This window comes from Actinomadura sp. NAK00032, from assembly GCF_013364275.1.
Lineage (GTDB): Bacteria > Actinomycetota > Actinomycetes > Streptosporangiales > Streptosporangiaceae > Spirillospora.
Map to the genome: position 1 here is coordinate 4,898,777 of NZ_CP054932.1, position 22,676 is coordinate 4,921,452.

Genomic DNA, 22,676 nt, shown 5'->3' on the forward strand with positions numbered 1-22,676 from the left:
GGGCTAGAGCGGCGGCCAGGGGATGGCGGGCCAGTCCTCGGGCGGGTAGGGGTGGATGCGGTGCTTGAGCATCAGCTCGACGCGGCGGCGGGTGGCGTCGACCTCCTCGGCGGTGAGCAGCTCGCCGAGGCGGGCGCCGAGGGCGCCGCCGCGCAGGCCGGCCTCGACCCGGCCGAGCGCCTCCAGCGCCTCGGGGGTGAGCGGCTTGCCGCGCCACTGCCACAGCACGGTGCGCAGCTTGTACTCGGTGGAGAAGCACACGCCGTGGTCGCAGCCGTAGACGCGGCCGTCGCCCGGCGGCAGCAGGTGCCCGATCTTGCGGTCGGCGTTGTTGACGACGGCGTCGAACACCGCCATGCGGCGGACCGCCTCGTCGTCGGAGCGCGACAGCGCGACCAGGTCGACGTCGGGGTCGGGCTCGACCCACAGCTGCACCATGCCGGGCCCGTAGGGGCCGTCGCGGTGCACGGTCGGGGGGACGGTGCCCCACCCCATGACCTTGGACACCTCGTAGGCGGCGACCTCCCGCTCGGCGAGGGTGCCGTCGGGGAAGTCCCACAGCGGGCGCTCCCCCGCGACGGGCTTGTAGACGCAGTTGGCGGCGGTGCCGCCGTCCTCGATGGAGCAGTACAGGGTGGCGTTGGACGCCTGGACGAGGCGGCCCTCCACGCCGAGGCACCCCGCCGACAGCAGCCGCTCGGCGGCGTCCGCGTCGCGGGGGGAGACCGGGCGCGCGGGCTCGTCCCGGCCGGCGCCCCGGCCCGTGTCGCGGCCCGTGTCGCGGCCGGAGCCGCGGGCGGCGCCCCGGCCTGAGTCGCGGCCGGCGGGCGCCCGGTCGCGGGAGGACTGCGTCATGCGTTCATTCTCCCGGCCGCGGCGTCCATGATCCAGCACGATGAGGGCCCATCTCAGCCCATGTAGCCGTTCTGGCGCGGGCACACGTGCCCCTCGCCGTCCAGCGGCAGGCCGCACAGCGGGCACGGGGGCCGCCCGGCGGCGACGACCTTCAGCGCGCGCTCGGCGAACGCGCGGGCCTGCGCGGCGCTGATCCGCACCCGCAGCACCGCGATCGCCGGGTCGTCGTCGCCGACCTCGGGCTCCTCCTCGGTCTCGGTGACCTCCTGCGCCTCGATGACGACCTGCTCGTCGTCGGGGTCCCAGGCGAGCGCCATCGTGCCGACCCGGAACTCCTCCTCGACCGGCTGGTCGAGGGGGCCGTCGTCCTGGAGCTCGGCCGGGGTGGCGGCGGGCACCGGGGCGTCGCCGCCGCTGCGCCGCAGCACCTCGTCCAGCAGCTCCTCCAGGCGCTCGGCCAGCAGCGTCACCTGGAACTTCTCCAGCCCGACGCTGGTGACCCGGCGGCCGGCGCGGGCCTGCAGGTAGAAGGCGCGGTCGCCGGGGCGCCCGACGGCGCCGGCGACGAAGCGCTCCGGCAGGTCGTAGGAGATGACGGGCATGACACCGACCCTACGCGCCGCCGCCGACGGGCGCGTCACCCGGCCCGAGTCCGGCTTTTCCGGAACCTTCCGGCGGCGGTTCCGGAACCAGCGCGGCCACGTCGCCGCCGGTGTCGTTGACGCGGACCACGAACGGGCGCGTCTCGGTGTAGCGGATCACGGTGAGGGACGCGGGGTCGGCCTGGATCCGCTGGAACTGGTCCAGGTGCAGGCCGAGCGCGTCGGCGACGACCGCCTTGATGATGTCGCCGTGGCTGCACACCGCGTACAGGGCGTCCGGGCCGTGCTCGGCGGCGACGCGCTCGTTCCAGTCGCGGACGGCGGTGACGGCGCGGTGCTGCGCCGCGGCCAGGGACTCGCCGTCCTCGCCGGGGAACCGGGCGGCGCTCGGGTGGGCCTGCACGACCCGCCACAGCGGCTCCTCGGCGAGCTCCTTGAGGGGGCGGCCCGTCCAGTCGCCGTAGCGGACCTCGCCGAACCGCTCGTCGGTCTCGACCTTCTCGATGGGCGGCGCGTGCCCGGCGGCGACCGCCTCGGCGGTCTCGGCGCACCGCTGCAGCGGGCTGGACACGACGGCGGCGATGGGGAGGGGCGCGAGCCGGGCGGCGAGCGCGGCGGCCTGGGCGCGGCCGCGGCCGTCGAGGGCCACCCCGGGCGTCCAGCCGGCGAGCACCGGACCGGTCATCGCGGTCAGGCCGTGCCGCACGAGGAGAAGGGTCGTCACAGCGGCCACTCTAGGAGATGCCGGGCATTCGGGCGGCGGGCGGCGCGGATGCGCGACAATGCGTGCCGTGATCGTGGACAAGGCCATCTACGCGGGCGGGACGCGCCGCGACATCGACGGCGACATCAGCGACGCGTTCGACCTCGCCCGCGAGGACGGCGAGTGCTTCCTGTGGATCGGCCTGTTCGAGCCCGACGAGGACGAGTTCGAGCTGGTCAAGGACGAGCTGAACCTGCACCCGCTGGCCGCCGAGGACGCGGTGTCGGCGCACCAGCGGCCCAAGCTGGAGCGCTACGGCGACACCCTGTTCGTGGTGCTGAAGACGCTGTCCTACCTCGACGAGACCTCCGACATCGAGGTCGGCGAGATCATGGTCTTCCTCGGCCGGGACTTCGTCGTCACGGTCCGGCACGGCGCCGGGAACCCGCTCGGGCCCGTCCGCAAGCGGCTGGAGGACGACGCGGAGCTGATCGCGCACGGCGCGACGGCCGTGCTGTACGCGGTGTGCGACGAGGTCGTCGACCGGTACGGGCTCGTCGCCCACGAGGTGGAGGTCGACATCATCGGGCTGGAGCGGGCCGTGTTCGACCCGGGCGCCCGCGACGTCACCGCCGACATCTACTCGCTCAAGCGGGAGGTGCTGGAGTTCCGCGGCGCCGAGGACCCGCTCGTCCCGGTGCTGCAGGAGATCGTCAAGGGCCGCGTCGCCGAGTGCGGCTCGACCCGGGAGTACTTCCGCGACGTCCTGGACCACCTGCTGCGGGTGGACGAGCAGGTCGACGCGCACAACGAGCTGCTGAACAGCGTGCTGACCGCGCACCTGGCGCTGCTCGGCAAGCAGCAGAACGAGGACATGCGCAAGATCTCCGCGTGGGCGGCGATCATCGCGGTGCCGACCGCGATCGCGGGGATCTACGGGATGAACTTCGACCACATGCCCGAGCTGCACTGGAGCTTCGGGTACCCGCTGGTCATCGGGGTGATGGCGGTCGCGTGCGTGCTGCTGTTCCGGCGGCTGCGCCGCAGCGGCTGGCTCTGACCCGGCGCCCGCGAGCGGCTAGGACGCCTCGTCACGGGCGGACTGCGGGGCGGCCAGCAGGACGGCCCACAGGTGCGACTCGGCGCCGCGCGCCTCCAGCCGCCGCCGCATCCGCTCCACGCCGCCGCGCGTGGGCAGCGCCAGCCACAGCAGCAGCGGGTAGCCGGCGGCGAACCCGGCGAGGAACAGCGCCTCGCTGTGCCCGGCCATCGCCAGCGGCAGCCCGAGCAGGATGACGCCCTCGGCCAGCGCGAACCGCAGCAGGACCGCCTGCCGGAACACCAGCAGCGCCGCGCGGGCCGCGACCGCCGGGTCGGCGGGCGCGGCGCCCGGCGGGATCGGGCGCGGCGCGCGGGGGCCGGCGGCCAGCGCGACGAGCGCGGCGGCGGCGAGCGGCGCGTACAGCCACGGCGGCGCGTCCCCGTGCCCGTCCTCCACGATCAGCGGCATGATCGCCAGGATGAGGACGGGCGCGGCGAGCAGCACCAGCATCATCGCCCGCAGCCGGCCGAGCTCGGTCCCGGCGCGCAGCGAGGCCAGGTACCCGGGGTCGTCGCCCGGCCCCGCGCCGAACACCGGCGCCACGTCCGGGCCGCCGTCGCCGTCCGGCGACCTCGGCGAGTACATGGAGAACGGGGGTGGCGCCATGGCTGCGCACTTTAGCCCGGCGGCGGCCCCCGGCAATAGAGCTCACCAGGATCTTCGCGCCGGACCCCGGCGGCCTCGGGGATCCGCGCGGCCGGCCGCTCGCTTTCCGCGCGCCGGGCGCGGACCGCTACATTGACCGCCTATGAAGGAGCGTCACCTCGGGAGGAGCGGGCTGCTGGTGTCCCGGCTGGGCCTCGGCACCATGACCTGGGGGCAGGACACCGACCCGGACGAGGCCGCGGCGCAGCTCGCCGCGTTCGTGGACGCCGGGGGCACGCTGATCGACACCGCCGACGTCTACACCGGCGGCGTCGCCGAGCGGATCCTCGGCCACCTGCTGCGCGAGACCGTCGACCGGGACGGCCTGGTGGTCTCCACCAAGGCGGCGATCCGGCCGAACGGCCGCTACGACGGGTCCCGCCGGCACCTGCTCGGCGCCCTGGACGCCTCCCTGGACCGGCTCGACCTCGACCACGTCGACCTGTGGCAGCTGCACGTCTACGACCCGGCGACGCCGCTGGAGGAGACGCTGTCGGCGCTGGACGAGGCGGTCGCGTCCGGCCGCACCCGCTACGTCGGGGTCGCCAACTACGCCGGCTGGCAGGTCGCCAAGGCCGCCGCGTGGCAGCGCGCCTGGCCGGGCCGCGCCCCGGTGGTGTCGGCGCAGCTGGAGTACTCGCTGCTGGCCCGCGACATCGAGCGGGAGGTCGTGCCGGCCGCGCTGGACGCCGGGGCGGGGCTGCTGCCGTGGTCGCCGCTCGGCCGCGGCGTGCTCACCGGCAAGTACCGCACCGGGATCCCCGCCGGGTCGCGCGCCGCCGCCCCGCACTTCGCCGACTTCGTCTCGCCCTACCTCGACGAGGAGTGCGCCCGGATCGTGGAGTCGGTGGTGACCGCCGCCGAGGGCCTCGGCCGGTCCCCGCTCGCGGTGGCGCTGGCGTGGGTCCGCGACCGGGAGGGCGTCGCCGCGCCGATCGTCGGCGCCCGGACCGCCGCGCAGCTCGGCGCGATCCTGGAGAGCGAGGACCTGACGCTGCCGACCGAGATCCGGGGGGCGCTCGACGACGTCTCCGACACCGCGACGGGAAGCCCGTGACCGACATCCCCGAACCCGCATCCGACACCCCCACCCCCGCCGAGCGGGCGGCGCGCGCGGCCGAGGCGCTGCGCGCGGCCGAGGCCGCCGCCGGGGCCCTGGACGACCGCGCGCCCGCGAGCGCCCAGCCAGAGCCCGGGCCCGCGGCGAGCGGGCCGCCCGCCTCCCCGCCGCCGGCCGCGTCCCCGCTGCCGGCCGCGTCCGGGCGTAGCGACCGCGAGGGGGCGGCCGCCCTGTCCGAGCTGTTCGCCGCGACGGGCGTGCCCGCGCCGCTCGCGGCCGGCGCCCTCGCCCGGCTCGGCCCGGACGCCGCGGACCGGCTGCGCGCCGACCCGTGGCGGCTGCTGCGCGTCCCCGGCGTCCGGCCCCCGCAGGCCGACCACTTCGCGCGCGCCGTCCTCGGCGACGCGGCGGGGCCGGGCGACCCGCGGCGCGGCCGGGCGCTGGTGCTGCACCTGCTCACCGAGGCGGCGCGCGCGGGGCACACCGTCACGCCCGCCGCCGAGGTGGTCGCGGCGCTGGAGCGCGCCCGCGTCCCGGACCCGCGCGCCGCCGTGGAGGCCGCGCTGGACGAGGCCGAGGTCCTGTCCCTCACCGAGGAGCCGGAGTTCGACGAGGAGTCCTTCGACGAGGACGCCGAGCCGGAGGAGCCCGAGGAGATGCTCGGCGCGGAGCGGTGGGCGCTCGCCGAGGAGGCCGCCGCCGAGGGGTTCCAGCGGCTCACGCTCACCGCCGCGCCGCTGCTGGACGACGCCGCCGTCAAGGAGCTGCGCGACGGGCTGCCCGAGGACCGGTCGCTCGCGCTCACCGCGGCGCTGCGCACCGGCGTCAGCGTCCTGCGCGGCGACGCCGACGGCCTCGCCGCGGCCGCCGCCGGGATCGCCGGCGCCGCCGCGGGCGCCGGGCTGCGGGCCGCCGTCGCGGCGCCGACCGACCGCGCCGCCGCCGGGCTGCCCGCCGCCGGGGGCGCGGCGGTCACCGGCCTGCACCGGCTCCTGGAACCGCGGGAGGCGCCCGGCGGCGTCGCCTACGGGCGCGGCGAGCGGCACCCCCTCGACCTCGACCTGCTCGTGGTGTCGGACGCGTCCGCGCTCGACGTCGAGCTGTGCGCGGCGCTGGCGGAGGCGTGCCCGGACGGCGCCCACCTGCTGCTGTGCGCCGAGCCCGGCGCCGCGCCGCCCGCCGGGCCGGGCCGGCCGCTGGACGACCTGGAGGCGTCGGAGACCGTCCCCGTCGTCACGCTCGACGCGGCGCCGCCGTCCGGCCCGCTCGGCGTGCTGGCGGCGGCGGTGCGCGGCGGCGACCTGCCCGCCGTGGACGCGCCCGACCGGGAGGTCGTCATCGTGCCCGCCGCCGATCCGGGCGAGGCGGTGCACCGGGCCGTGCAGCTGGTCACCGACTCCATCCCCCGCGCGCTCGGCATCCCCGCCGGGGACGTCCAGGCCGTCGCGCCCGCCGCGGGCGGCCCGGCGGGCGCGGGCGCGCTCAACGCGGCGCTGAAGGCCCGGCTGAACCCTGGGCCCGGCGCGTTCGGCGGGATGGACCCCGGCGACCGGGTCGTCGTGGCCGCGCCGCTCCCCCAGGCCGCGGTCGGCGAGACCGGCACGGTGGCCGGCGGCGGCCCGCACGGCCTCGACATCGACTTCCCCGCCGGCCCGGCCACCGTCGCCCCGGCGGACGCGGCCCGGCTGCGGCACGGCTGGGCCGTGCCCGTCGCGCTGGCGCGCGGGACGCGCCGCCCCGCCGTCGTGGCGGTGCTGCCCGCCGAGGGGCTGTCGCGGCCGCTGGTGGCCACCGCGTTCGGGCTGGCGACGCGGCACCTGTCGGTCGTGCAGGCGGCCGGGCCGGCGCTGGCCGCGGCCGTGCGCGACGGGGGCCCGCCGCCGCGGCGCACCCGCCTTGCGTCACTCGTCCGCCAGTGAGGCGCACCGAGGCCAACGCGAGGTAAAGAAACCACCGTGTCGCGGTTTACGGGCGGGCCCGTATGGGACACGATGTCAACAGGGTCAGGCGCGTGAAGGCCCGGCAGGGCGGCGGTTTCAGGCACGGCATCGGGTGGAGGAGCGACATGCCCCAGGGGCTCAGGCGGCTCGGTACGGCTTCGGCGGCGGTCTCGGCGGGGGCGCTCGTCCTCGTCCTGGCCGCACCGCCCGCCGACGCGGCGGCGGCGGCGCAGGAGTGCAAGAAGGGCACCGACCCCGAGAGCACGATCGAGAACTGGAAGTGCAACCTCGGCAACCTGCGCGAGGCCCTCACCCCGAAGACGCCGGCGCCGACCCCCGCGCCGACGAAGACCACCGCGAAGCCGGCGCCGACGAAGACCACCGCGCAGAGCACCAAGAAGACCGCGAAGAAGAAGACGGCGGCCAAGCCGCGCCGGCCCGCCGCGCCGCCGAGCCGCGGCCGGGCCGCGGACCCGTCCGGGCCGTCCCCCATGACCGGCGGCGCGGGCCTGCGGCCCTACGACGGCGAGGTCCCGCCCGCGGGGCTGCCCGGCGTCCTGCCGACACCGCAGATCGCCGCCGACCCGAGCGCCCACCGGACCGGCGTGGGCGGCACCGCCGCCATGCCGCAGACCCGGCTGATCTCCCCCGTCGCCGCCTCCGGCGCCGGCGGCGGGCAGGACGACCGGCAGCTGCTGCTCGTCGCCGCCGCGGCCGGTGCCGCCGGAGCGGCCGGCGCCCTCAACCTCAGCGTCGCCGGACGCGCCCTCCGCCGCCGGCGCGCGGCGCGCTGACCCGCCGCCGGCGCGGACACGCTGACGCGCGAAGGCCGGCGCCGGTGCGGAGAGCACCTGGCGCCGGCCTTAAGGACGTGCGGGGCCGGTACGGCTAGTACGCGCCGCCGATGGCGTGGATGCCGCCGTCGACGTGGACGATCTCGCCCGTGGTGGCCGGGAACCAGTCCGACAGCAGCGCCGCGCAGGCGCGGGCCGTGGGCTCGCTGTCCTTGATGTCCCAGCCGAGCGGGGCCGCCTTCGGCCACATGTCCGTCATGCCCTCGAAGCCGGGGATGCTCTTGGCCGCCATCGTCGCCAGCGGACCGGCGGCGACCAGGTTCACCCGGATGCCCTGCGGGCCCAGGTACTTGGCCAGGTAGCGGGCGCACGACTCCAGGCCGGCCTTCGCCACGCCCATCCAGTCGTACACCGGCCACGCCTTGGTGGCGTCGAAGTCCAGGCCGACGACCGAGCCGCCGTCCTTCATCAGCGGCAGGCACGCCGTCGTCAGCGACTTCAGCGAGTACGCCGAGGCGTGCACGGCCGTCGCCACGTCCTCCCACGGCGTCTCCAGGAACGCGCCGCCGAGCGCGGTCTGCGGCGCGAACGCGATCGCGTGGACGACGCCGTCGAGGTGGTCGAAGCCCTGCTCGCGCAGGTTCCCGGCCAGGGCGTCCAGCTGCTCGGCGCTGGTGGCGTCCAGCTCGATCACCGGCGGCGGGTTGTCCGGCCCCGTCGGCAGCCGCTTCGCGGTCCGCGCCGTGAGGGTCGGGCGCGGGTAGGCGGTCAGGACGACCTCGGCGCCCTGCTCCTGCGCGACCCGCGCGATGTGGAAGCCGATCGAGGCGTCGGTGAGGACGCCGGTGACCAGGATCCGCTTGCCTTCGAGAATGCCCATGCCGTTCAGTGCCCCATTCCCAGTCCGCCGTCGACCGGGATCACGGCCCCGGTGATGTAGGCGGCGTCCTCGCTCGCGACGAACCGCACCGCCTTCGCGATCTCCTCCGGCCGCGCGATCCGCCCGAGCGGGACCGCCGCGGTGATGGCCTTCTGCTGGTCCTCGCTGAGCACGGCCGTCATGTCGGTGTCGACGAACCCGGGCGCCACCACGTTCACCGTGATGTTGCGGGAGCCGAGCTCGCGGGCCAGCGACCGGGCGAACCCGACCATGCCCGCCTTGGACGCCGCGTAGTTCGACTGCCCCGGCGACCCCATCAGCCCGACGACCGACGACACCAGCACGATCCGCCCGGACCGCTTGCGCATCATGCCCTTCACGGCCCGCTTCGCGACCCGGAACGAACCCGTCAGGTTCGTGTCGAGCACGGAGGTGAACGTGTCCTCGCTCATGATGGCCAGCAGCGTGTCCTTGGTGATGCCCGCGTTGGCGACGACCACCTCGACGGGGCCCTGCTCAGCCTCGACCTTGCCGAACGCCGCGTCGACGTCCTCGGCGTCGGTCACGTCGCAGCGGACGCCGAACAGCCCCTCGGGGGGCTCCCCCGACCGGTAGGTGACGGCGACCGCGTCGCCCGCCGCGGCCAGCTCGCGGGCGATCGCCAGGCCGATGCCCCGGTTACCGCCGGTCACGAGGACAGAGCGACTCATCATGACCCTCTCGTCGACTTGCGTGCTCAGAAGACGTCCGTACTCGGAAGACTCGGCACGACCCTAGCGGCCCGCGCCGCGCCCTGCGGATGTGCCGAACCGACAAGAACCCGCGACCCGCATTTGTTCTCGGCCCCGCGCGGGCGCGGCGGGTAGGTTGCGGAAGGTGCATGACATCGATCCCGCCTTCACGGCGCTGCCGCTCCGCGCGCTGGCCGACGCGGCCCTCACCCGGGCCCGCGAGCTGGGCGCCGAGCACGCCGACTTCCGCCTCGAACGCATCCGCAGCCAGACCCTCCGGCTCCACGACGCCGCCCTGGAGACCGCGCTGGACGCCGACGACGTCGGCCTGTCCGTCCGCGTCGTCAAGGACGGCACCTGGGGCTTCGCCGCCGGCATCGACCTCACCCCCGACGGGGCCGCGCGCGTCGCCGCGCAGGCCGTCGAGGTCGCCGCCGTCGCGGGGCCCGTCAACCGCGAGCCCATCGAACTCGCCCCCGAACCCGTGCACGGGGAGCGGACGTGGGTGTCGTCCTACGAGACCGACCCGTTCGCCGTGCCGACCGGCGAGAAGGTCGCGCTGCTGGCCGGGTGGAGCCGCCGGCTGCTCGGCGACGACCGCGTCGACCACGTCGACGCGACGCTGCTGCAGGTCAAGGAGAACAAGTTCTTCGCCGACCTCGCCGGGACCGTCACCACCCAGCAGCGCGTCCGCCTGCACCCCGTCGTGAACGCCGTCGGCATCGCCGGCGGGCTGTTCGACACCATGCGCACGCTCGCGCCGCCCGCCGGATACGGGTGGGAGTGGCTGACCGGAGACCACTGGGACTGGGACGGCGAACTCGCCCGCATCCCCGAGCTGCTCGCCGAGAAGCTCGCCGCGCCGAGCGTCGACCCCGGCGCCTACGACGTCGTCATCGACCCGTCGAACCTGTGGCTGACCATCCACGAGTCGATCGGGCACGCCACCGAGCTCGACCGGGCCCTCGGCTACGAGGCCGCCTACGCCGGCACCTCCTTCGCCACCCCCGACAAGCTCGGCGCCTTGCAGTACGGGTCCAAGGTCATGAACATCACCGGGGACCGCACCACCGAGCACGGCCTCGCCACCATCGGCTACGACGACGAGGGCGTGCGGACCCAGTCGTTCGACATCGTGTCCGAGGGCCTGTTCACCGGGTACCAGACCGACCGGCGCATCGCCCGCCTCACCGGCGCCGGCCGCTCCAACGGCTGCGCGTTCGCCGACGCGGCGTCCAGCATGCCGATCCAGCGGATGGCGAACGTCTCCCTCAAGCCCGCCGAGGGCGGCCCCTCCACCGACGAGCTGATCGCCGGCGTCGAGCGCGGCATCTACATCGCCGGCGACAAGAGCTGGTCGATCGACATGCAGCGGTACAACTTCCAGTTCACCGGCCAGCGCTTCTACAAGATCGAGAACGGGCGGCTGGCCGGGCAGCTCCGCGACGTCGCCTACCAGGCCACCACCACCGACTTCTGGAACTCCATGGAGGCCGTCGGCGGCCCCCAGACCTACGTGCTCGGCGGCGCGTTCAACTGCGGCAAGGGCCAGCCCGGGCAGGTCGCGCCCGTCAGCCACGGCTGCCCGTCCGCGCTGTTTCGCGGCGTCAACATCCTCAACACGCTGAAGGAGGCCGGCCAGTGACCACCATGCGGCCGCAGGAGGCCGTCGAACGGGCCCTGTCGCTGTCCCGCGCCGACGACTGCGTCGTCATCGCCGACGAGACCAGCACCGCGAACCTGCGGTGGGCGGGCAACACCCTCACCACCAACGGCGTCACCCGCTCCAGCCGGCTCACCGTCATCGCCCTGCGCGAGACCGCCGGCGGCGTCGCCGCGGGCGTGGTGTCGCGGTCCGCGGTCGGCGCCGGCGGCATCGAGGAACTCGTCCGCGCCGCCGAGGCCGACGCCGCCGGCAACGAGCCCGCCGAGGACGCCGCGCCCCTCGTCACCGGCGGGCCCGCCGGCGCGTCCGGCTGGGACGACGACCCCGCCGAGACCGGCATCGGCGTGTTCGAGGGCCTCGCGCCCGCGCTCGGCGAGGCGTTCGCCGCCGCGCAGTCCGCCGACCGCCGCCTCTACGGCTTCGCCAACCACGTCCTCACCTCGACGTTCCTCGGCAGCTCCGCCGGGCTGCGGCTCCGCCACGACCAGCCCACCGGGCTGCTGGAACTCAACGCCAAGGGCACCGGCGGCTCCGCGTGGGCCGGCGTCGGCACCCGCGACTTCGCCGGCGTCGACGTCCCCGCCCTCACCGCCGACCTCGCGCGGCGGCTCGACTGGGGCGAGCGGCGCGTCGACCTGCCCGCCGGGCGGTACGAGACGATCCTGCCGCCGTCCGCCGTCGCCGACCTGATGATCTACCTGTACTGGTCCGCGGGCGCGCAGGACGCCCACGACGGCCGCACCGTGTTCAGCGCCCCCGGCGGCGGCACCCGCGTCGGCGAGCGGCTCGCGAGCCTGCCCCTCACCCTGTCCAGCGACCCCGCCGCGCCCGGCATGCAGAGCGCCCCGTTCGTCGTCGCGCACGCCTCCGGACGCGAATCGTCGGTCTTCGACAACGGGCTCCCGCTCACCGCCACCGACTGGATCCGGGACGGGGAGCTCACCTCCCTCACCCAGACCCGGCACTCCGCCGAACGCACCGGGCTGCCCGTCACACCGGCCATCGACAACCTCAGCCTCGTCGGGCCGGACGGGGGCGCCACCCTGGAGGAGATGGTCGCCCGCACCGAGCGCGGGCTGCTGCTCACCTGCCTGTGGTACATCCGCGAAGTCGACCCGCAGAGCCTGCTGCTCACCGGCCTCACCCGCGACGGGGTCTACCTCGTCGAAGACGGCGAAGTCGTCGGAGCGGTCAACAACTTCCGGTTCAACGAGAGCCCCGTGGACCTGCTGTCGCGGGTCGGGGAGATCGGGGAGACGGGGGCGACGCTGCCGCGCGAGTGGTCGGACTACTTCACCCGGACGGCGATGCCGGCGCTGAGGGTCGGCGACTTCAACATGTCGACGGTCTCGCAGGCGTCCTGAGTGTGGGGGGGCGCCCCCCACGCCCCCCGGTGCGGGGTGGTCGGTGCCTTGCGCTCGCTGGCGCTCGCTCCAGGCTCCGGCCACCCCGGTGGGGGGCCAGCCCCCACGCCCCCTGGGGGGGTTCCCCCTACACCCCCGGGCCTACGGCCCATATGAGTGGTGCGGACTCGTGGACGGCTCCTCGTCCGGTCTGTCAGGTGTCCTCCAGGCGGAAGCCGACCTTCATCGTCACCTGGAAATGCGCCACCTCGCCGTCCTCGATCTGGCCGCGGACCTCGCGCACCTCGAACCAGTCCAGGTGGCGGAGGGTCTCGGCGGCGCGGCGGACGCCGTTGCGGATGGCGGTCTCCACCGACTCCGGGGAGGTCCCCACGATCTCCGTCACCCGGTACGTGCGATCGGTCATCTCGTTCCTCCCATGTTTTGACCCGTACTGCCGTCGCAGGTCGGACTCCATGGGCTTACCGTGGAAATGTGAAGGTCAATCCCCGCCACCACCGGGAGCCGGCGGTCTACACGGTCACCGACGCTCCCCGTCCCATGTCGGAGGACATCAGCCGCCGGCAGCGCCGGTACCTGATCTCCATGGGGGTGCGGACCGGCTGCTTCGTCGGCGCGGTCGTCGCCGCGGTCGCGGGGGCGCCGTGGTGGCTGGCGATGCTGATGGTCGTCGGCGCCCTGCTGCTCCCCTACATCGCGGTCGTCGTCGCCAACGGCGGGCGCGAGCCCACGGCGTCGGCGTCGTTCCAGGACCGGACGCGGCCGGAGCTCGGCGCGGGGGGCCAGGAGCCGGGACAGAAGCCGGATTCCGGACAGCGACCGGAAATCGGGTCGTGACATTCTCTTGACTAACCGCGGGGGGTTTCGGTGTACGATTTGTACCGGCGCTCTGGTCCCCCGTCGGAGCGCCCGTGCCGGTGTTCCGGGCCCCCGTCGGAACACCGATGATGCGGCGCCGGGTGGATTGCCCCCGTATCCACCCGGCGCCGCTTTTCAATGTCCGGGGTTTTTCCTGGGACTTCCCGGGTTCGTGGCAGACGCTGCCATAACTTCGCCTTTGCTCGCGGGCTGAGGGCACGCACATCCGGGTGACACCGGCAAGCCCCCGGCGCTGGCCTGGTCCGGCCAGTGGCCGAAACCCGGTCTGTCCGAACTTTCGCACCGATCCGTTCCGCGCTCGGGTGCGTACTGCTGAGCGGCCCCCTTGACGGACGACGTCGATGAGACGAACATCACAGCTGCTTCTGTGTGAGACAGATGGGTCTTGTGTCTCATCGGCACGGTGGCCGGGACGGAGGTCGGCGATGAGCGGACACGACGACGTACCCGAGTGGGCGCCCCGGAGTTCGGCGGAGCCGGGGGGCATCCCCTACGTCTTCCTCGGTGTCTCGGAGCCGAGCGGGCCTCCCGTCGTCCGGGCGGAGCGGGCTCGGGCGGCCGGGCCGGCGCATGCGGCGGTGAAGCCACGGCGGCGGCGCGAGGCCGGGCCCCGCCGGGTCGGCGGCGTCCTGCTCGGGCCGCTGGCGGGGGCCGTCGGGCTGGTGCTGCTCACCGGGGCCGCCGCGTACGCGTTCGGTACGGGCGGCGGGTGCTCCGGCGGCGAGGTCGCGGTCAGCGTGGCGGTGGCGCCGGACGTCGCGCCCGCGGTCGTCCGGGCGGCGGGGCGGTTCAACGACGCCCGGCACGAGGTGGACGGGCGCTGCGTCAGCGCGCGGGTGCGCGCGACCGACCCGGCCGCCGTCGCGACGCTGCTGTCCGGCAAGGGCGTGGCCGGCGTCAGCGAGCGGCCCGATGTCTGGATCCCCGATTCGTCGTTGTGGATCGGGCTGGCTGGGGGGAGATCGAGCGTGCTCGGGAGTGTCGCCACTACGCCGATCGTGGTGGCGATGCCCCGTGGGCTCGCGCTGCAGTTGCGCAATCTCGGGGCGCCGGCGCGGCCCTCCTGGACCGAGCTGCTCGCCGCGGCGGGGACCGCGGAGGGTGCCGCCGGCGACTCGGTGATTCCGCCGCGGCTGTTGCGGTTGCAGGTTCCCGACCCCGGGCGCAGCGCCACGGGGATGGGCACGCTGGTGCTGGCGAACACGTTGCTGAAGCGCTCCCCCGCCGGGTTCACCGGTGTGGTGCGGACGATCCGGGAGGGCGTCGCGGTGTCGGTCAAGGCCGAGTTCGACGCGTTCCGCACCGGTGCGGCCGACCGGTACCCGGTCGCGCTCGCGCCGGAGCAGGCCGTGCGCGCCTACAACTCCCGGCGTCCCGCCGCGCCGGTGGTCGCCGTGCATCCGGCGGAGGGGACGGTCTACCTCGACCATCCGGTCGCCGTGCTGGCTCCGGGCAAGGCACGTGCGGCGCGGCTCCTGTGGCGGGAGCTGTCGGGCGCGGCCGTCCGTGACGACGTGCGGCGGCTGGGGTTCCGGGCTCCCGGTGGTGCCGCGTCGCCGGAGGCGCTTCCGGCGGTGCCGGCCGCCGAGGTGCGGCGGATCATGCAGTCGTGGGCGCAGCTGTCGCTGAGCATCCGGATGCTCAGCATCATCGACGTGTCCGGGTCGATGGACGAGCGGGTCGCGCCGGGCGTGACGCGGCTGCAGTCCACCGTGCGGACCGCGCAGGGCGGGCTGTCGCTGCTGCCGGAGGACAGCGAGCTCGGCCAGTGGATCTTCTCCACCGAGCTGGAGGGCGGGCGGGACTGGCGGGAGCTGGTGAGCGTGGGGCCGCTGGACGAGCGGCTCGGCTCGGCGACCCGCCGCCAGCTCGTGCTGAGCGCGTTCGCGCGGATCCGGGTGAAGCCGCACGGCGACACCGGGCTGTACGAGACGGTCATGGCCGCCTTCGACTACATGAAGCGGACCTACAAGCCCGAGTACGTGAACTCGGTGCTGCTGTGGACCGACGGCCGCAACGAGGACCCGGGCGGCCCGTCCCTGGAGGAGACCCTGGACCACATGCGCCGCGAGTACGACCCGGAGCGCCCGGTGCAGGTCAACATGCTCGGCTACGGGCGCGGCGTGGACGTCGATGAGCTGCGGCGGATCGCGCGGGTCACGCACGGCGACGCCTACGTGGCCGAGACGCCCGGGCAGATCCAGGGCATCTTCCTCAAGGCCGTGTCGCGGCGCGTCTGCGAACCGGACTGCTGACCTCGCTCGTGTTTGATTCTAGAACTACATTCGAGTTAAGTTAGCGTTCCGTTAGTTGCACCCCGGCACAGGAGAGGGGCCACGGCGTGCGCCGCACCGTATTCAACGAGGACCACGAGGCGTTCCGGGACACGATCCGGGCCTTCATCGAGGCGGAGGTCGCCCCCGTCTACGAGGACTGGGAGAACGCCGGCCACCCGCCGCGCGAGTTCTACACCAAGCTCGGCGACCTCGGCGTCTTCGGGATCCAGGTGCCCGAGGAGTACGGCGGCGCGGGCGAGACCAGCTTCAAGTACCAGGCCGTGGTCTCCGAGGAGTGCGCCCGCGCCGGGGTGAGCTTCGGCGGCTACGGGGTGCACGTCAACCTCGTCCTGCCGTACCTGCTGAAGTACGGCAGCGAGGAGCAGAAGAAGCGCTGGCTGCCGCCGTTCGTGTCCGGCGAGATGATGACGGCCATCGCGATGACCGAGCCCGGCACCGGGTCCGACCTCGCCGGCATGCAGACCACCGCCAGGCGCGACGGCGACCACTACGTGCTGAACGGCGCCAAGACCTTCATCACCGGCGGCGTCCTCGCCGACCGGGTGCTCGTGGTCGCGCGGACGTCCCCCGCCACGCCGGAGAACCGCCGCGCGGGCCTGTCGATCCTCGCCGTCGACACCAAGAGCGAGGGCTACGCGGTCGGCCGCAAGCTGGAGAAGATCGGGCTGCGCAGCTCCGACACCGCCGAGCTGTCGTTCACCGACGTCCGGGTGCCCGTCGAGGACCTGCTCGGCGAGGAGGGGCGCGGCTTCGACTACCTCACCCACAACCTGGCCGAGGAGCGGCTCGGCATCGCCACCAGCTCCTACGCCTCGGCCGCCGCCGCGGTGGAGTTCGCCCGCAGGTACGTGCAGGAGCGGACGGTCTTCGGCAAGACGGTGTCGTCGTTCCAGAACACCAAGTTCGTCCTCGCCGAGTGCGCCACCGAGGTCGAGGCGGCCCGGTCGCTGGTCGACCGGTGCATCGAGGCGCTGGACGCCGGCGAGCTCACCCCCGCCGACGCCGCCGTCTGCAAGCTGTTCTGCACCGAGGTGCAGGCCCGCGTCGTCGACAAGTGCCTGCAGCTGCACGGCGGCTACGGCTACATCCTGGAGTACCCGATCGCGCGCCTGTACGCCGACGCCCGCGTCACCCGCATCTACGGCGGCACCAGCGAGGTGCTGAAGACCATCATCGCCAAGGACATCCAGGTCTGACGGAGGCAGTGAAGATGACAGGCACCAGGGTCGCCATCGTCACCGGCGCGGCGCGCGGCATCGGCGCCGCCACAGCCGCGCGGCTCGCGCGGGAGGGCTTCGCCGTCGCGGTCTGCGACCTCGACGAGGCCGCCTGCGCCGGGACCGTCGAGGCGATCGCGAAGGAGGGCGGGACGGCCCTCGCCGTCGGCGTGGACGTCGCCGACTCCGCCGCGGTGTCCGCCGCCGTCGCGCGCGTCGCCGCCGAGCTGGGCCCGCCGGTCGTGCTGGTCAACAACGCCGGCATCACCCGCGACAACCTGCTGTTCAAGATGTCCGACGACGACTGGGACTCGGTCCTGTCGGTGCACCTGCGGGGCTCGTTCCTGATGAGCCGCGCCGCGCAGGAGCACATGACCAAGGCCGGCTGGGGCCGGATCGTGAACCTGTCGTCGGTGTCGGCGCTCGGCAACCGCGGCCAGGTCAACTACTCCGCCGCCAAGGCGGGCCTGCAGGGGTTCACCAAGACCCTGGCGATCGAGCTGGGCAAGTTCGGCGTCACCGCCAACGCGATCGCGCCCGGGTTCATCGCCACGGAGATGACCGCGGCGACCGCCGCCCGCGTCGGCGTCGACTTCGAGGACTTCAAGGCCGCCGCCGCCAAGGAGATCCCGGTGCGGCGCGTCGGCGTCCCCGAGGACATCGCCGGGACGGTGGCGTTCCTGGTGAGCGACGACGCCTCGTTCGTGTCCGGCCAGGTGATCTACGTGGCGGGTGGTCCCCGCGCGTGAGGGGGCGGCCCGCGGCCGGGACCGGGAGGCCACGGAGGAGTCGCTGCGGGCGGCGGCGGTCGCGCTGCTGCGCCGCGGCGGCGTCCTCGCGGGGCTGAACCTGCGGCAGGTCGCCGACGAGGCGCGGGTCAACCGCGGGCTGGTCTACCAGTACTTCGGGTCGCGGCGGTCGCTGCTGCGCTCGGCGCTGTTCCACCGGTCCCGGCCGAACGCCGAGGACGCGGTGGACGCGGCCGGGCTGCCGCTGCGCGAGCGGCTCGCCCGGCTGTTCTGGACGAGCCTGCGCAACCCCGAGCCGGTGCGGCTGGCGACGCTGCTGGTGCTGGACGGCGACGACCGGCCTCGCGTCCTGCTGAACCGGGGCGCGGGCCGCGCCGACCTGGCCGCCGAGGCGGGGCGGGGCGAGCTGCCCGTCGAGGACGTGGCGGCGGTGCAGGCGGCGATCGCGTCCACGATCTACGGGTACACGCTGCTGCGCGAGCACCTCGCCCGCGAGATCGGGCTGCCACCCGAGGAGCTGGACGAGCGCATGGCCGGCTGCGTGGAGGCCATGTTCGCGCGGGGGGACGGCTAGTAGGCGCGGGCCCCGGCGAGCTGCCGTTCGAGGGCCGCGGGGGCGTCGACGAGCGACGGGCCGTACCAGGTGAGGTGCCGCCCGTCGACGAGCGCGACGTCCAGTCCGGGGAACGCCTCGGGGCCGTCGCCGGCGGTGAACCGGTACGGCTCGTCGGGCAGCACGACGAGGTCGGCGCCGGCGGCGTTCAGCTCGTCCAGGGGGATCTTCGGGTAGCGGTCGGGGTGCCCGGCGTAGACGTTGGACACCCCGAGCCGCGACAGCACGTCGCCGGTGAAGGTGTCGCGGCCGACGACCATCCACGGCCGCCGCCAGATCGGGACGACCGCCGCGCGGCGCCGCCGCGGGACCGCCGCCGACCAGACCCGCGACGCCTCGTCCAGCCAGCCCGGCACCGGGACCCGGCACGCCTCGGCGAGCATCCGGCGCAGCGACGCCAGCGCCCCGTCGACGGTGCGGATCTCCGTCATCCAGACCGGGACGCCGGCGGCGCGCAGCGCCGCGACGTCGGCGGGGCGGTTCTCCTCGGTGTTGCCGAGCACGACGTCGGGGCGCAGCTCCGCGATGCGGTCCAGGTCGGGGTTCTTCGTGCCCCGCACGCGCGGCACGTCCAGGCCCTCGGGGCGGGCGCACCAGTCGGTGGCGCCGGCGAGCAGGCCGGGCGCGCTCACCGCGACCGTCTCCGTCAGGGACGGGACGATCGACACGACGCGGGCCACCCGGTCCGGGACCGGGACCGGGTGGCCGGTGTCGTCGCGCGGCGTCATATGTTGCGGCGGTACTGCCCGCCGACCTCGAAGAACGCGTCGGTGATCTGCTGGAGGCTGCACACCCGCGCCGCGTCCATCAGCACGGCGAAGACGTTCCCGCCCCCGCGCGCCGCGTCCTTGAGCGCGGCCAGGGCGGTCTCGGCGTCGTCGCGGTGCGCGCCCTGGAAGGCGTGGACGCGCTCCAGCTGGGAGCGCTTCTCGTCCTCGGTGGCGCGGGCCAGCTCGATCTTCTGCGGGGTGCCGTCGCCGCCCTCGGCCGGGCGGAACGTGTTCACCCCGATGATCGGCAGGGAGCCGTCGTGCTTGCGCCGCTCGTAGAGCATCGACTCGTCCTGGATGCGGCCGCGCTGGTAGCCGGTCTCCATCGCGCCGAGGACGCCGCCGCGCTCGCTGATCCGGTCGAACTCGGCGAGCACCGCCTCCTCGACCAGGTCGGTCAGCTCGTCGATGACGAACGAGCCCTGCAGCGGGTTCTCGTTCATCGCCAGGCCCCACTCCCGGTTGATGATCATCTGAATGGCCAGCGCCCGCCGGACCGACTCGGCCGTGGGCGTGGTCACCGCCTCGTCGTAGGCGTTGGTGTGCAGGCTGTTGCAGTTGTCGTAGACGGCGATGAGGGCCTGCAGGGTCGTGCGGATGTCGTTGAAGTGCATCTCCTGCGCGTGCAGGGAGCGCCCCGACGTCTGCACGTGGTACTTCAGCTTCTGGCTGCGCTCGTTGGCGCCGTACCGGTCGCGCATGGCGACGGCCCAGATGCGGCGGGCCACGCGCCCGAGGACGTTGTACTCGGGGTCCATGCCGTTGGAGAAGAAGAACGACAGGTTGGGCGCGAAGTCGTCGATGTCCATGCCGCGCGCCAGGTAGGACTCGACGTAGGTGAACCCGTTGGCGAGCGTGAACGCGAGCTGGCTGATGGGGTTCGCCCCGGCCTCGGCGATGTGGTAGCCGGAGATCGACACCGAGTAGAAGTTGCGGACGCCGTTGGCGATGAACCACTCCTGGATGTCGCCCATCATCCGCAGCGAGAACTCGGTGGAGAAGATGCAGGTGTTCTGCCCCTGGTCCTCCTTGAGGATGTCGGCCTGCACGGTGCCGCGCACGGTCGACAGCACGCGCGCGCGGATCCCCGCGGCCTCCTCCGCGGACGGCTCGCGCCCGTGCTCCTCGTAGAAGGCGTCCAGGCCCTGGTCGACGGCGGTGTTGAGGAAGAACGCCAGGATCGTCGGCGCGGGGCCGTTGATCGTCATCGACACCGACGTGGTCGGCGAGGACAGGTCGAAGCCGTCGTAGAGGGCCTTCATGTCGTCCAGCGTCGCGATCGACACCCCGGACGTGCCGACCTTGCCGTACACGTCGGGGCGCTCGTCGGGGTCGCGCCCGTACAGGGTGACCGAGTCGAACGCGGTGGACAGCCGGGTCGCGGGCTGGTCCTCCGACAGCAGCTTGAAGCGGCGGTTGGTGCGGAACGGGTCGCCCTCGCCCGCGAACATGCGGGCCGGGTCCTCGTTGTCGCGCTTGAACGGGAACACCCCGGCGGTGAAGGGGAACCGGCCGGGCAGGTTCTCGTTGCGCAGGAACCGCAGCAGCTCGCCGTGGTCGGTGTAGCGGGGCAGCGCGACGCGCGGGATGCGGCTGCCCGACAGCGACTCGCGGGTCAGCGCCGTGCGCAGCTCCCGGTCGCGGATCCGCACGACCTGCTCGTCGCCGGAGTAGGACTCCACGACGGCCGGCCAGCCCTCGATCAGCTCGGCGCTGCCCGGCTCGACGTCCCGGCGGGCCTTCTCCAGCAGGGCCTCGACCTCGGCGCCGTCGGTCAGCTCGGCGCGCACCTCGTCCAGCCGCTGGACGCGCCGCACCGCCGCGGCCTGCCGCACCGTCCCGGCGTGGTAGCCGCGGACGGTCTCGGCGATGTCGGACAGGTACCCCACCCGGGCGGGCGGGATCACGGTCGCGGCGCCGGTGGACACCTTCGTCGCGACGTCCGGCAGGGCGCCGCCGGCCAGTTCCAGGCCGTGCCCGCCGAGGAGCCCGCCGAGGTGCCGGTACAGCGCGGTGACGCCGTCGTCGTCGAAGGTGGCGGCGCTGGTGCCGAAGACGGGCATGTCCTCGGGCCGCTGCCCGAACGCCTCCCGGTTGCGGACGAGCTGCCGCGAGACGTCCCGCAGCGCGTCGGCGGCGCCGCGCCGCTCGAACTTGTTGATCGCCACCACGTCCGCGAAGTCGAGCATGTCGATCTTCTCCAGCTGGGACGCGGCGCCGAACTCCGGCGTCATCACGTACAGCGAGACGTCCACCAGCGGGACGATCGCGGCGTCGCCCTGCCCGATGCCGGGCGTCTCCAGGACCACCAGGTCGTACCCGGCGGCCTTGCAGGCGGCGACGATGTCCTCGATGCCGTCGGGCAGCTCCCGCGCGCCGCGCGTGGCCAGCGAGCGGAAGTACACGCGGTCGCCGTCGAGGGAGTTCATCCTGATCCGGTCGCCGAGCAGCGCGCCGCCGCCGCGCCGCCGGGTCGGGTCGACGGCCAGCACCGCGACGCGCAGCCGGTCGCCCTGGTCGACGCGCAACCGGCGCACCAGCTCGTCGGTCAGGGACGACTTGCCCGAGCCGCCGGTGCCGGTGATGCCGAGCACGGGCACCCGCCGCGCGGCCGCCGCCTCGGCCAGGCGCGCGCGGTCGGCGTCCGGGAGCTTGCCGGCCTGCAGGCAGGTGATGGCCCGCGCCAGGGCGCGCCGCTCCCCCGCCAGCACGTCCGCCACCGGGACCGGCTCGGCCGCCAGGTCGGTGTCGCAGTCGCGCACCAGCTCGTTGATCATTCCGGGGAGGCCGAGCCGCTGCCCGTCCTCCGGCGAGAAGATCCGCACGCCCGCCCCGGACAGCCGCGCGATCTCGTCGTGGACGATCACGCCGCCGCCCCCGCCGAACACCTTCACGTGCTCGGCGCCGGCCTCCTTCAGGCTCCGCGACAGGTACTCGAAGTACTCGACGTGGCCGCCCTGGTAGGAGCTGACCGCCACGCCCTGCGCGTCCTCCTCCAGCACGGCGTCGACGACCTCGCGGACCGAGCGGTCGTGCCCCAGGTGCACGACCTCGGCGCCCTGGGACTGCAGGATGCGCCGCATGATGTTGATGGCCGCGTCATGGCCGTCGAACAGCGCCGCCGCGGTCACGAACCGCACCGGGTGCACCGGCGTGTGCAGTTCCCCCGTCACCGACCCCACCACCAGACTTTTGGACATCCAATATTTGGAAGTTAAAATAGTTTCCGTGCGCGAACACGTCAAGACGGCATACGGTGTGGCGGTGCCCGACACCCCCGACCCCATCGCCGAGGCCCACCGCCAGTGGAGCGCCCGCTGGCCCGAGCACGCCGACCACATGGCGGCCGTGACGTCCGTGATGCGCGCCCAGCAGCTCCTGCTGAGCCGCATCGAGGCCGTCCTCAAGCCCTACGGGCTGACGTTCGCCGCCTACGAGGCCCTGCGCCTCCTCGCCTTCGCCCGCACCGGGACCCTTCCCATGGGGAAGATGGGCACACGCCTCATGGTGCACCCCGCCTCGGTCACCAACGTGATCGGGCGCCTGGAGCGGCGCGGCCTCGTCGGCCGCGGCCCCTCCCCCGGCGACCGCCGCGTCGTCCTCGCCACCATCACCCCCGCCGGCCGCGACCTCGCCGAGGAGGCCACCGCGGCGCTCAACGAGTCCGGATTCGGCATCGCCGATCTGCCCGCCGGGCAGGCCACCGAGATCACCGACGCCCTGCGGCCCGTCCGCGTCTGCGCCGGCGACCTCCCCGCGGGCGACCTCCCCGCGGGCGATGTCGGCGAAGTCGGCGCGCCGGAGTGACG

General features: G+C 74.4%; 21 protein-coding genes. 12 read left to right on the top strand and 9 right to left on the bottom strand.

Annotated elements, in window-relative coordinates:
• Window positions 1-3: 3 nt before the first annotated feature.
• From HUT06_RS22800 to HUT06_RS22810, 3 genes are read right to left on the bottom strand one after another with little or no spacing between them, the layout of a single operon-like run.
• A complete protein-coding gene (locus tag HUT06_RS22800) occupies window positions 4-855 on the bottom strand; it encodes an SCO1664 family protein (RefSeq protein WP_176197587.1) in 852 nt (283 codons plus the stop codon).
• 53 nt (window positions 856-908) lie between these two features.
• Window positions 909-1,457 carry a DUF3090 domain-containing protein gene (locus tag HUT06_RS22805; protein WP_176197588.1) on the bottom strand — a complete coding sequence of 183 codons (549 nt, stop codon included), beginning with the start codon at window positions 1,455-1,457 and terminating at the stop codon, window positions 909-911.
• Window positions 1,458-1,467: 10 nt separating this feature from the next.
• Window positions 1,468-2,181: an MSMEG_4193 family putative phosphomutase gene (locus tag HUT06_RS22810; RefSeq protein ID WP_176197589.1), complete on the bottom strand. Its 714-nt coding sequence runs from the start codon at window positions 2,179-2,181 to the stop codon at window positions 1,468-1,470.
• Between the two features lie 58 nt (window positions 2,182-2,239).
• Between HUT06_RS22810 and corA the strand changes: the two genes are divergently transcribed.
• Window positions 2,240-3,220, top strand: a complete 981-nt coding sequence (gene corA / locus HUT06_RS22815; RefSeq protein ID WP_176197590.1) for a magnesium/cobalt transporter CorA — start codon at window positions 2,240-2,242, stop codon at window positions 3,218-3,220.
• A gap of 18 nt (window positions 3,221-3,238) precedes the next feature.
• Here corA and HUT06_RS22820 read toward each other — a convergent pair whose 3' ends face one another.
• Entirely contained in the window at window positions 3,239-3,868 is a 630-nt protein-coding gene (locus HUT06_RS22820; protein WP_176197591.1) for a hypothetical protein, read from the bottom strand.
• A gap of 142 nt (window positions 3,869-4,010) precedes the next feature.
• On the opposite strand from HUT06_RS22820, the gene HUT06_RS22825 reads away from it, so the two are divergent.
• The 3 genes from HUT06_RS22825 to HUT06_RS22835 all read left to right on the top strand — a co-directional run bounded on the left by HUT06_RS22825 (window position 4,011) and on the right by HUT06_RS22835 (window position 7,701).
• The gene (locus HUT06_RS22825; RefSeq protein ID WP_176197592.1) at window positions 4,011-4,964 is read left to right on the top strand and encodes an aldo/keto reductase; all 954 of its coding nucleotides are present in this window, start codon (window positions 4,011-4,013) and stop codon (window positions 4,962-4,964) included.
• Window positions 4,961-6,886, top strand: coding sequence for a helix-hairpin-helix domain-containing protein (locus HUT06_RS22830; RefSeq protein ID WP_254715334.1), 1,926 nt, complete (start codon window positions 4,961-4,963; stop codon window positions 6,884-6,886). Before HUT06_RS22825 ends, HUT06_RS22830 begins: the two co-directional genes overlap by 4 nt.
• 146 nt (window positions 6,887-7,032) lie before the next feature.
• Entirely contained in the window at window positions 7,033-7,701 is a 669-nt protein-coding gene (locus HUT06_RS22835) for a hypothetical protein (RefSeq protein WP_176197593.1), read from the top strand.
• 94 nt (window positions 7,702-7,795) lie between these two features.
• Here the strand turns inward: HUT06_RS22835 and fabI are convergent, their stop codons facing one another.
• Window positions 7,796-8,581: an enoyl-ACP reductase FabI gene (fabI, locus tag HUT06_RS22840; RefSeq protein WP_176197594.1), complete on the bottom strand. Its 786-nt coding sequence runs from the start codon at window positions 8,579-8,581 to the stop codon at window positions 7,796-7,798.
• A gap of 5 nt (window positions 8,582-8,586) precedes the next feature.
• Entirely contained in the window at window positions 8,587-9,291 is a 705-nt protein-coding gene (locus tag HUT06_RS22845) for a beta-ketoacyl-ACP reductase (protein WP_089326020.1), read from the bottom strand.
• Window positions 9,292-9,457: 166 nt separating this feature from the next.
• Between HUT06_RS22845 and HUT06_RS22850 the strand changes: the two genes are divergently transcribed.
• Complete coding sequence (locus HUT06_RS22850) at window positions 9,458-10,957, top strand: TldD/PmbA family protein (RefSeq protein WP_176197595.1); 1,500 nt, start codon at window positions 9,458-9,460, stop codon at window positions 10,955-10,957.
• Between the two features lie 5 nt (window positions 10,958-10,962).
• Window positions 10,963-12,342, top strand: coding sequence for a metallopeptidase TldD-related protein (locus HUT06_RS22855; RefSeq protein WP_176201555.1), 1,380 nt, complete (start codon window positions 10,963-10,965; stop codon window positions 12,340-12,342).
• A 193-nt stretch (window positions 12,343-12,535) separates the two neighbouring features.
• Here HUT06_RS22855 and HUT06_RS22860 read toward each other — a convergent pair whose 3' ends face one another.
• Window positions 12,536-12,748: a dodecin gene (locus HUT06_RS22860; protein WP_176197596.1), complete on the bottom strand. Its 213-nt coding sequence runs from the start codon at window positions 12,746-12,748 to the stop codon at window positions 12,536-12,538.
• A 68-nt stretch (window positions 12,749-12,816) separates the two neighbouring features.
• On the opposite strand from HUT06_RS22860, the gene HUT06_RS22865 reads away from it, so the two are divergent.
• The 5 genes from HUT06_RS22865 to HUT06_RS43960 all read left to right on the top strand — a co-directional run bounded on the left by HUT06_RS22865 (window position 12,817) and on the right by HUT06_RS43960 (window position 18,058).
• Complete coding sequence (locus HUT06_RS22865) at window positions 12,817-13,179, top strand: DUF3099 domain-containing protein (RefSeq protein WP_176197597.1); 363 nt, start codon at window positions 12,817-12,819, stop codon at window positions 13,177-13,179.
• A 467-nt stretch (window positions 13,180-13,646) separates the two neighbouring features.
• Window positions 13,647-15,476: a substrate-binding and VWA domain-containing protein gene (locus HUT06_RS22870; protein WP_176197598.1), complete on the top strand. Its 1,830-nt coding sequence runs from the start codon at window positions 13,647-13,649 to the stop codon at window positions 15,474-15,476.
• An 86-nt stretch (window positions 15,477-15,562) separates the two neighbouring features.
• A complete protein-coding gene (locus HUT06_RS22875; RefSeq protein ID WP_176197599.1) occupies window positions 15,563-16,714 on the top strand; it encodes an acyl-CoA dehydrogenase family protein in 1,152 nt (383 codons plus the stop codon).
• A gap of 14 nt (window positions 16,715-16,728) precedes the next feature.
• A complete protein-coding gene (gene fabG, locus HUT06_RS22880; RefSeq protein WP_176197600.1) occupies window positions 16,729-17,484 on the top strand; it encodes a 3-oxoacyl-ACP reductase FabG in 756 nt (251 codons plus the stop codon).
• On the top strand, window positions 17,468-18,058 hold the full coding sequence (locus HUT06_RS43960) for a TetR/AcrR family transcriptional regulator (protein WP_217711404.1): 591 nt from the start codon (window positions 17,468-17,470) through the stop codon (window positions 18,056-18,058). The genes fabG and HUT06_RS43960 overlap by 17 nt, the downstream gene beginning before the upstream one ends.
• Here the strand turns inward: HUT06_RS43960 and HUT06_RS22890 are convergent.
• Together HUT06_RS22890 and icmF are read right to left on the bottom strand one after the other, a co-directional pair.
• On the bottom strand, window positions 18,055-18,825 hold the full coding sequence (locus tag HUT06_RS22890; protein WP_176197601.1) for a helical backbone metal receptor: 771 nt from the start codon (window positions 18,823-18,825) through the stop codon (window positions 18,055-18,057). The two genes, HUT06_RS43960 and HUT06_RS22890, sit on opposite strands and share 4 nt — an antisense overlap.
• The gene (icmF, locus tag HUT06_RS22895; RefSeq protein WP_176197602.1) at window positions 18,822-22,067 is read right to left on the bottom strand and encodes a fused isobutyryl-CoA mutase/GTPase IcmF; all 3,246 of its coding nucleotides are present in this window, start codon (window positions 22,065-22,067) and stop codon (window positions 18,822-18,824) included. The genes HUT06_RS22890 and icmF overlap by 4 nt, the downstream gene beginning before the upstream one ends.
• A gap of 28 nt (window positions 22,068-22,095) precedes the next feature.
• On the opposite strand from icmF, the gene HUT06_RS22900 reads away from it, so the two are divergent.
• Complete coding sequence (locus HUT06_RS22900; protein ID WP_254715335.1) at window positions 22,096-22,674, top strand: MarR family transcriptional regulator; 579 nt, start codon at window positions 22,096-22,098, stop codon at window positions 22,672-22,674.
• The last annotated feature ends 2 nt before the right edge of the window (window positions 22,675-22,676 follow it).

Coding starts and splice junctions, on each gene's coding strand:
- HUT06_RS22820 (WP_176197591.1), bottom strand. CDS start 3,868: ATGGCGCCACCCCCGTTCTCCATGTACTCGCCGAGGTCGCCGGACGGC.
- HUT06_RS22890 (WP_176197601.1), bottom strand. CDS start 18,825: ATGACGCCGCGCGACGACACCGGCCACCCGGTCCCGGTCCCGGACCGG.
- HUT06_RS22800 (WP_176197587.1), bottom strand. CDS start 855: ATGACGCAGTCCTCCCGCGACCGGGCGCCCGCCGGCCGCGACTCAGGC.
- HUT06_RS22870 (WP_176197598.1), top strand. CDS start 13,647: ATGAGCGGACACGACGACGTACCCGAGTGGGCGCCCCGGAGTTCGGCG.
- corA (WP_176197590.1), top strand. CDS start 2,240: ATGCGTGCCGTGATCGTGGACAAGGCCATCTACGCGGGCGGGACGCGC.
- icmF (WP_176197602.1), bottom strand. CDS start 22,067: ATGTCCAAAAGTCTGGTGGTGGGGTCGGTGACGGGGGAACTGCACACG.
- HUT06_RS22805 (WP_176197588.1), bottom strand. CDS start 1,457: ATGCCCGTCATCTCCTACGACCTGCCGGAGCGCTTCGTCGCCGGCGCC.
- HUT06_RS22825 (WP_176197592.1), top strand. CDS start 4,011: ATGAAGGAGCGTCACCTCGGGAGGAGCGGGCTGCTGGTGTCCCGGCTG.
- HUT06_RS22860 (WP_176197596.1), bottom strand. CDS start 12,748: ATGACCGATCGCACGTACCGGGTGACGGAGATCGTGGGGACCTCCCCG.
- HUT06_RS22835 (WP_176197593.1), top strand. CDS start 7,033: ATGCCCCAGGGGCTCAGGCGGCTCGGTACGGCTTCGGCGGCGGTCTCG.
- fabG (WP_176197600.1), top strand. CDS start 16,729: ATGACAGGCACCAGGGTCGCCATCGTCACCGGCGCGGCGCGCGGCATC.
- fabI (WP_176197594.1), bottom strand. CDS start 8,581: ATGGGCATTCTCGAAGGCAAGCGGATCCTGGTCACCGGCGTCCTCACC.
- HUT06_RS22855 (WP_176201555.1), top strand. CDS start 10,963: ATGCGGCCGCAGGAGGCCGTCGAACGGGCCCTGTCGCTGTCCCGCGCC.
- HUT06_RS22845 (WP_089326020.1), bottom strand. CDS start 9,291: ATGAGTCGCTCTGTCCTCGTGACCGGCGGTAACCGGGGCATCGGCCTG.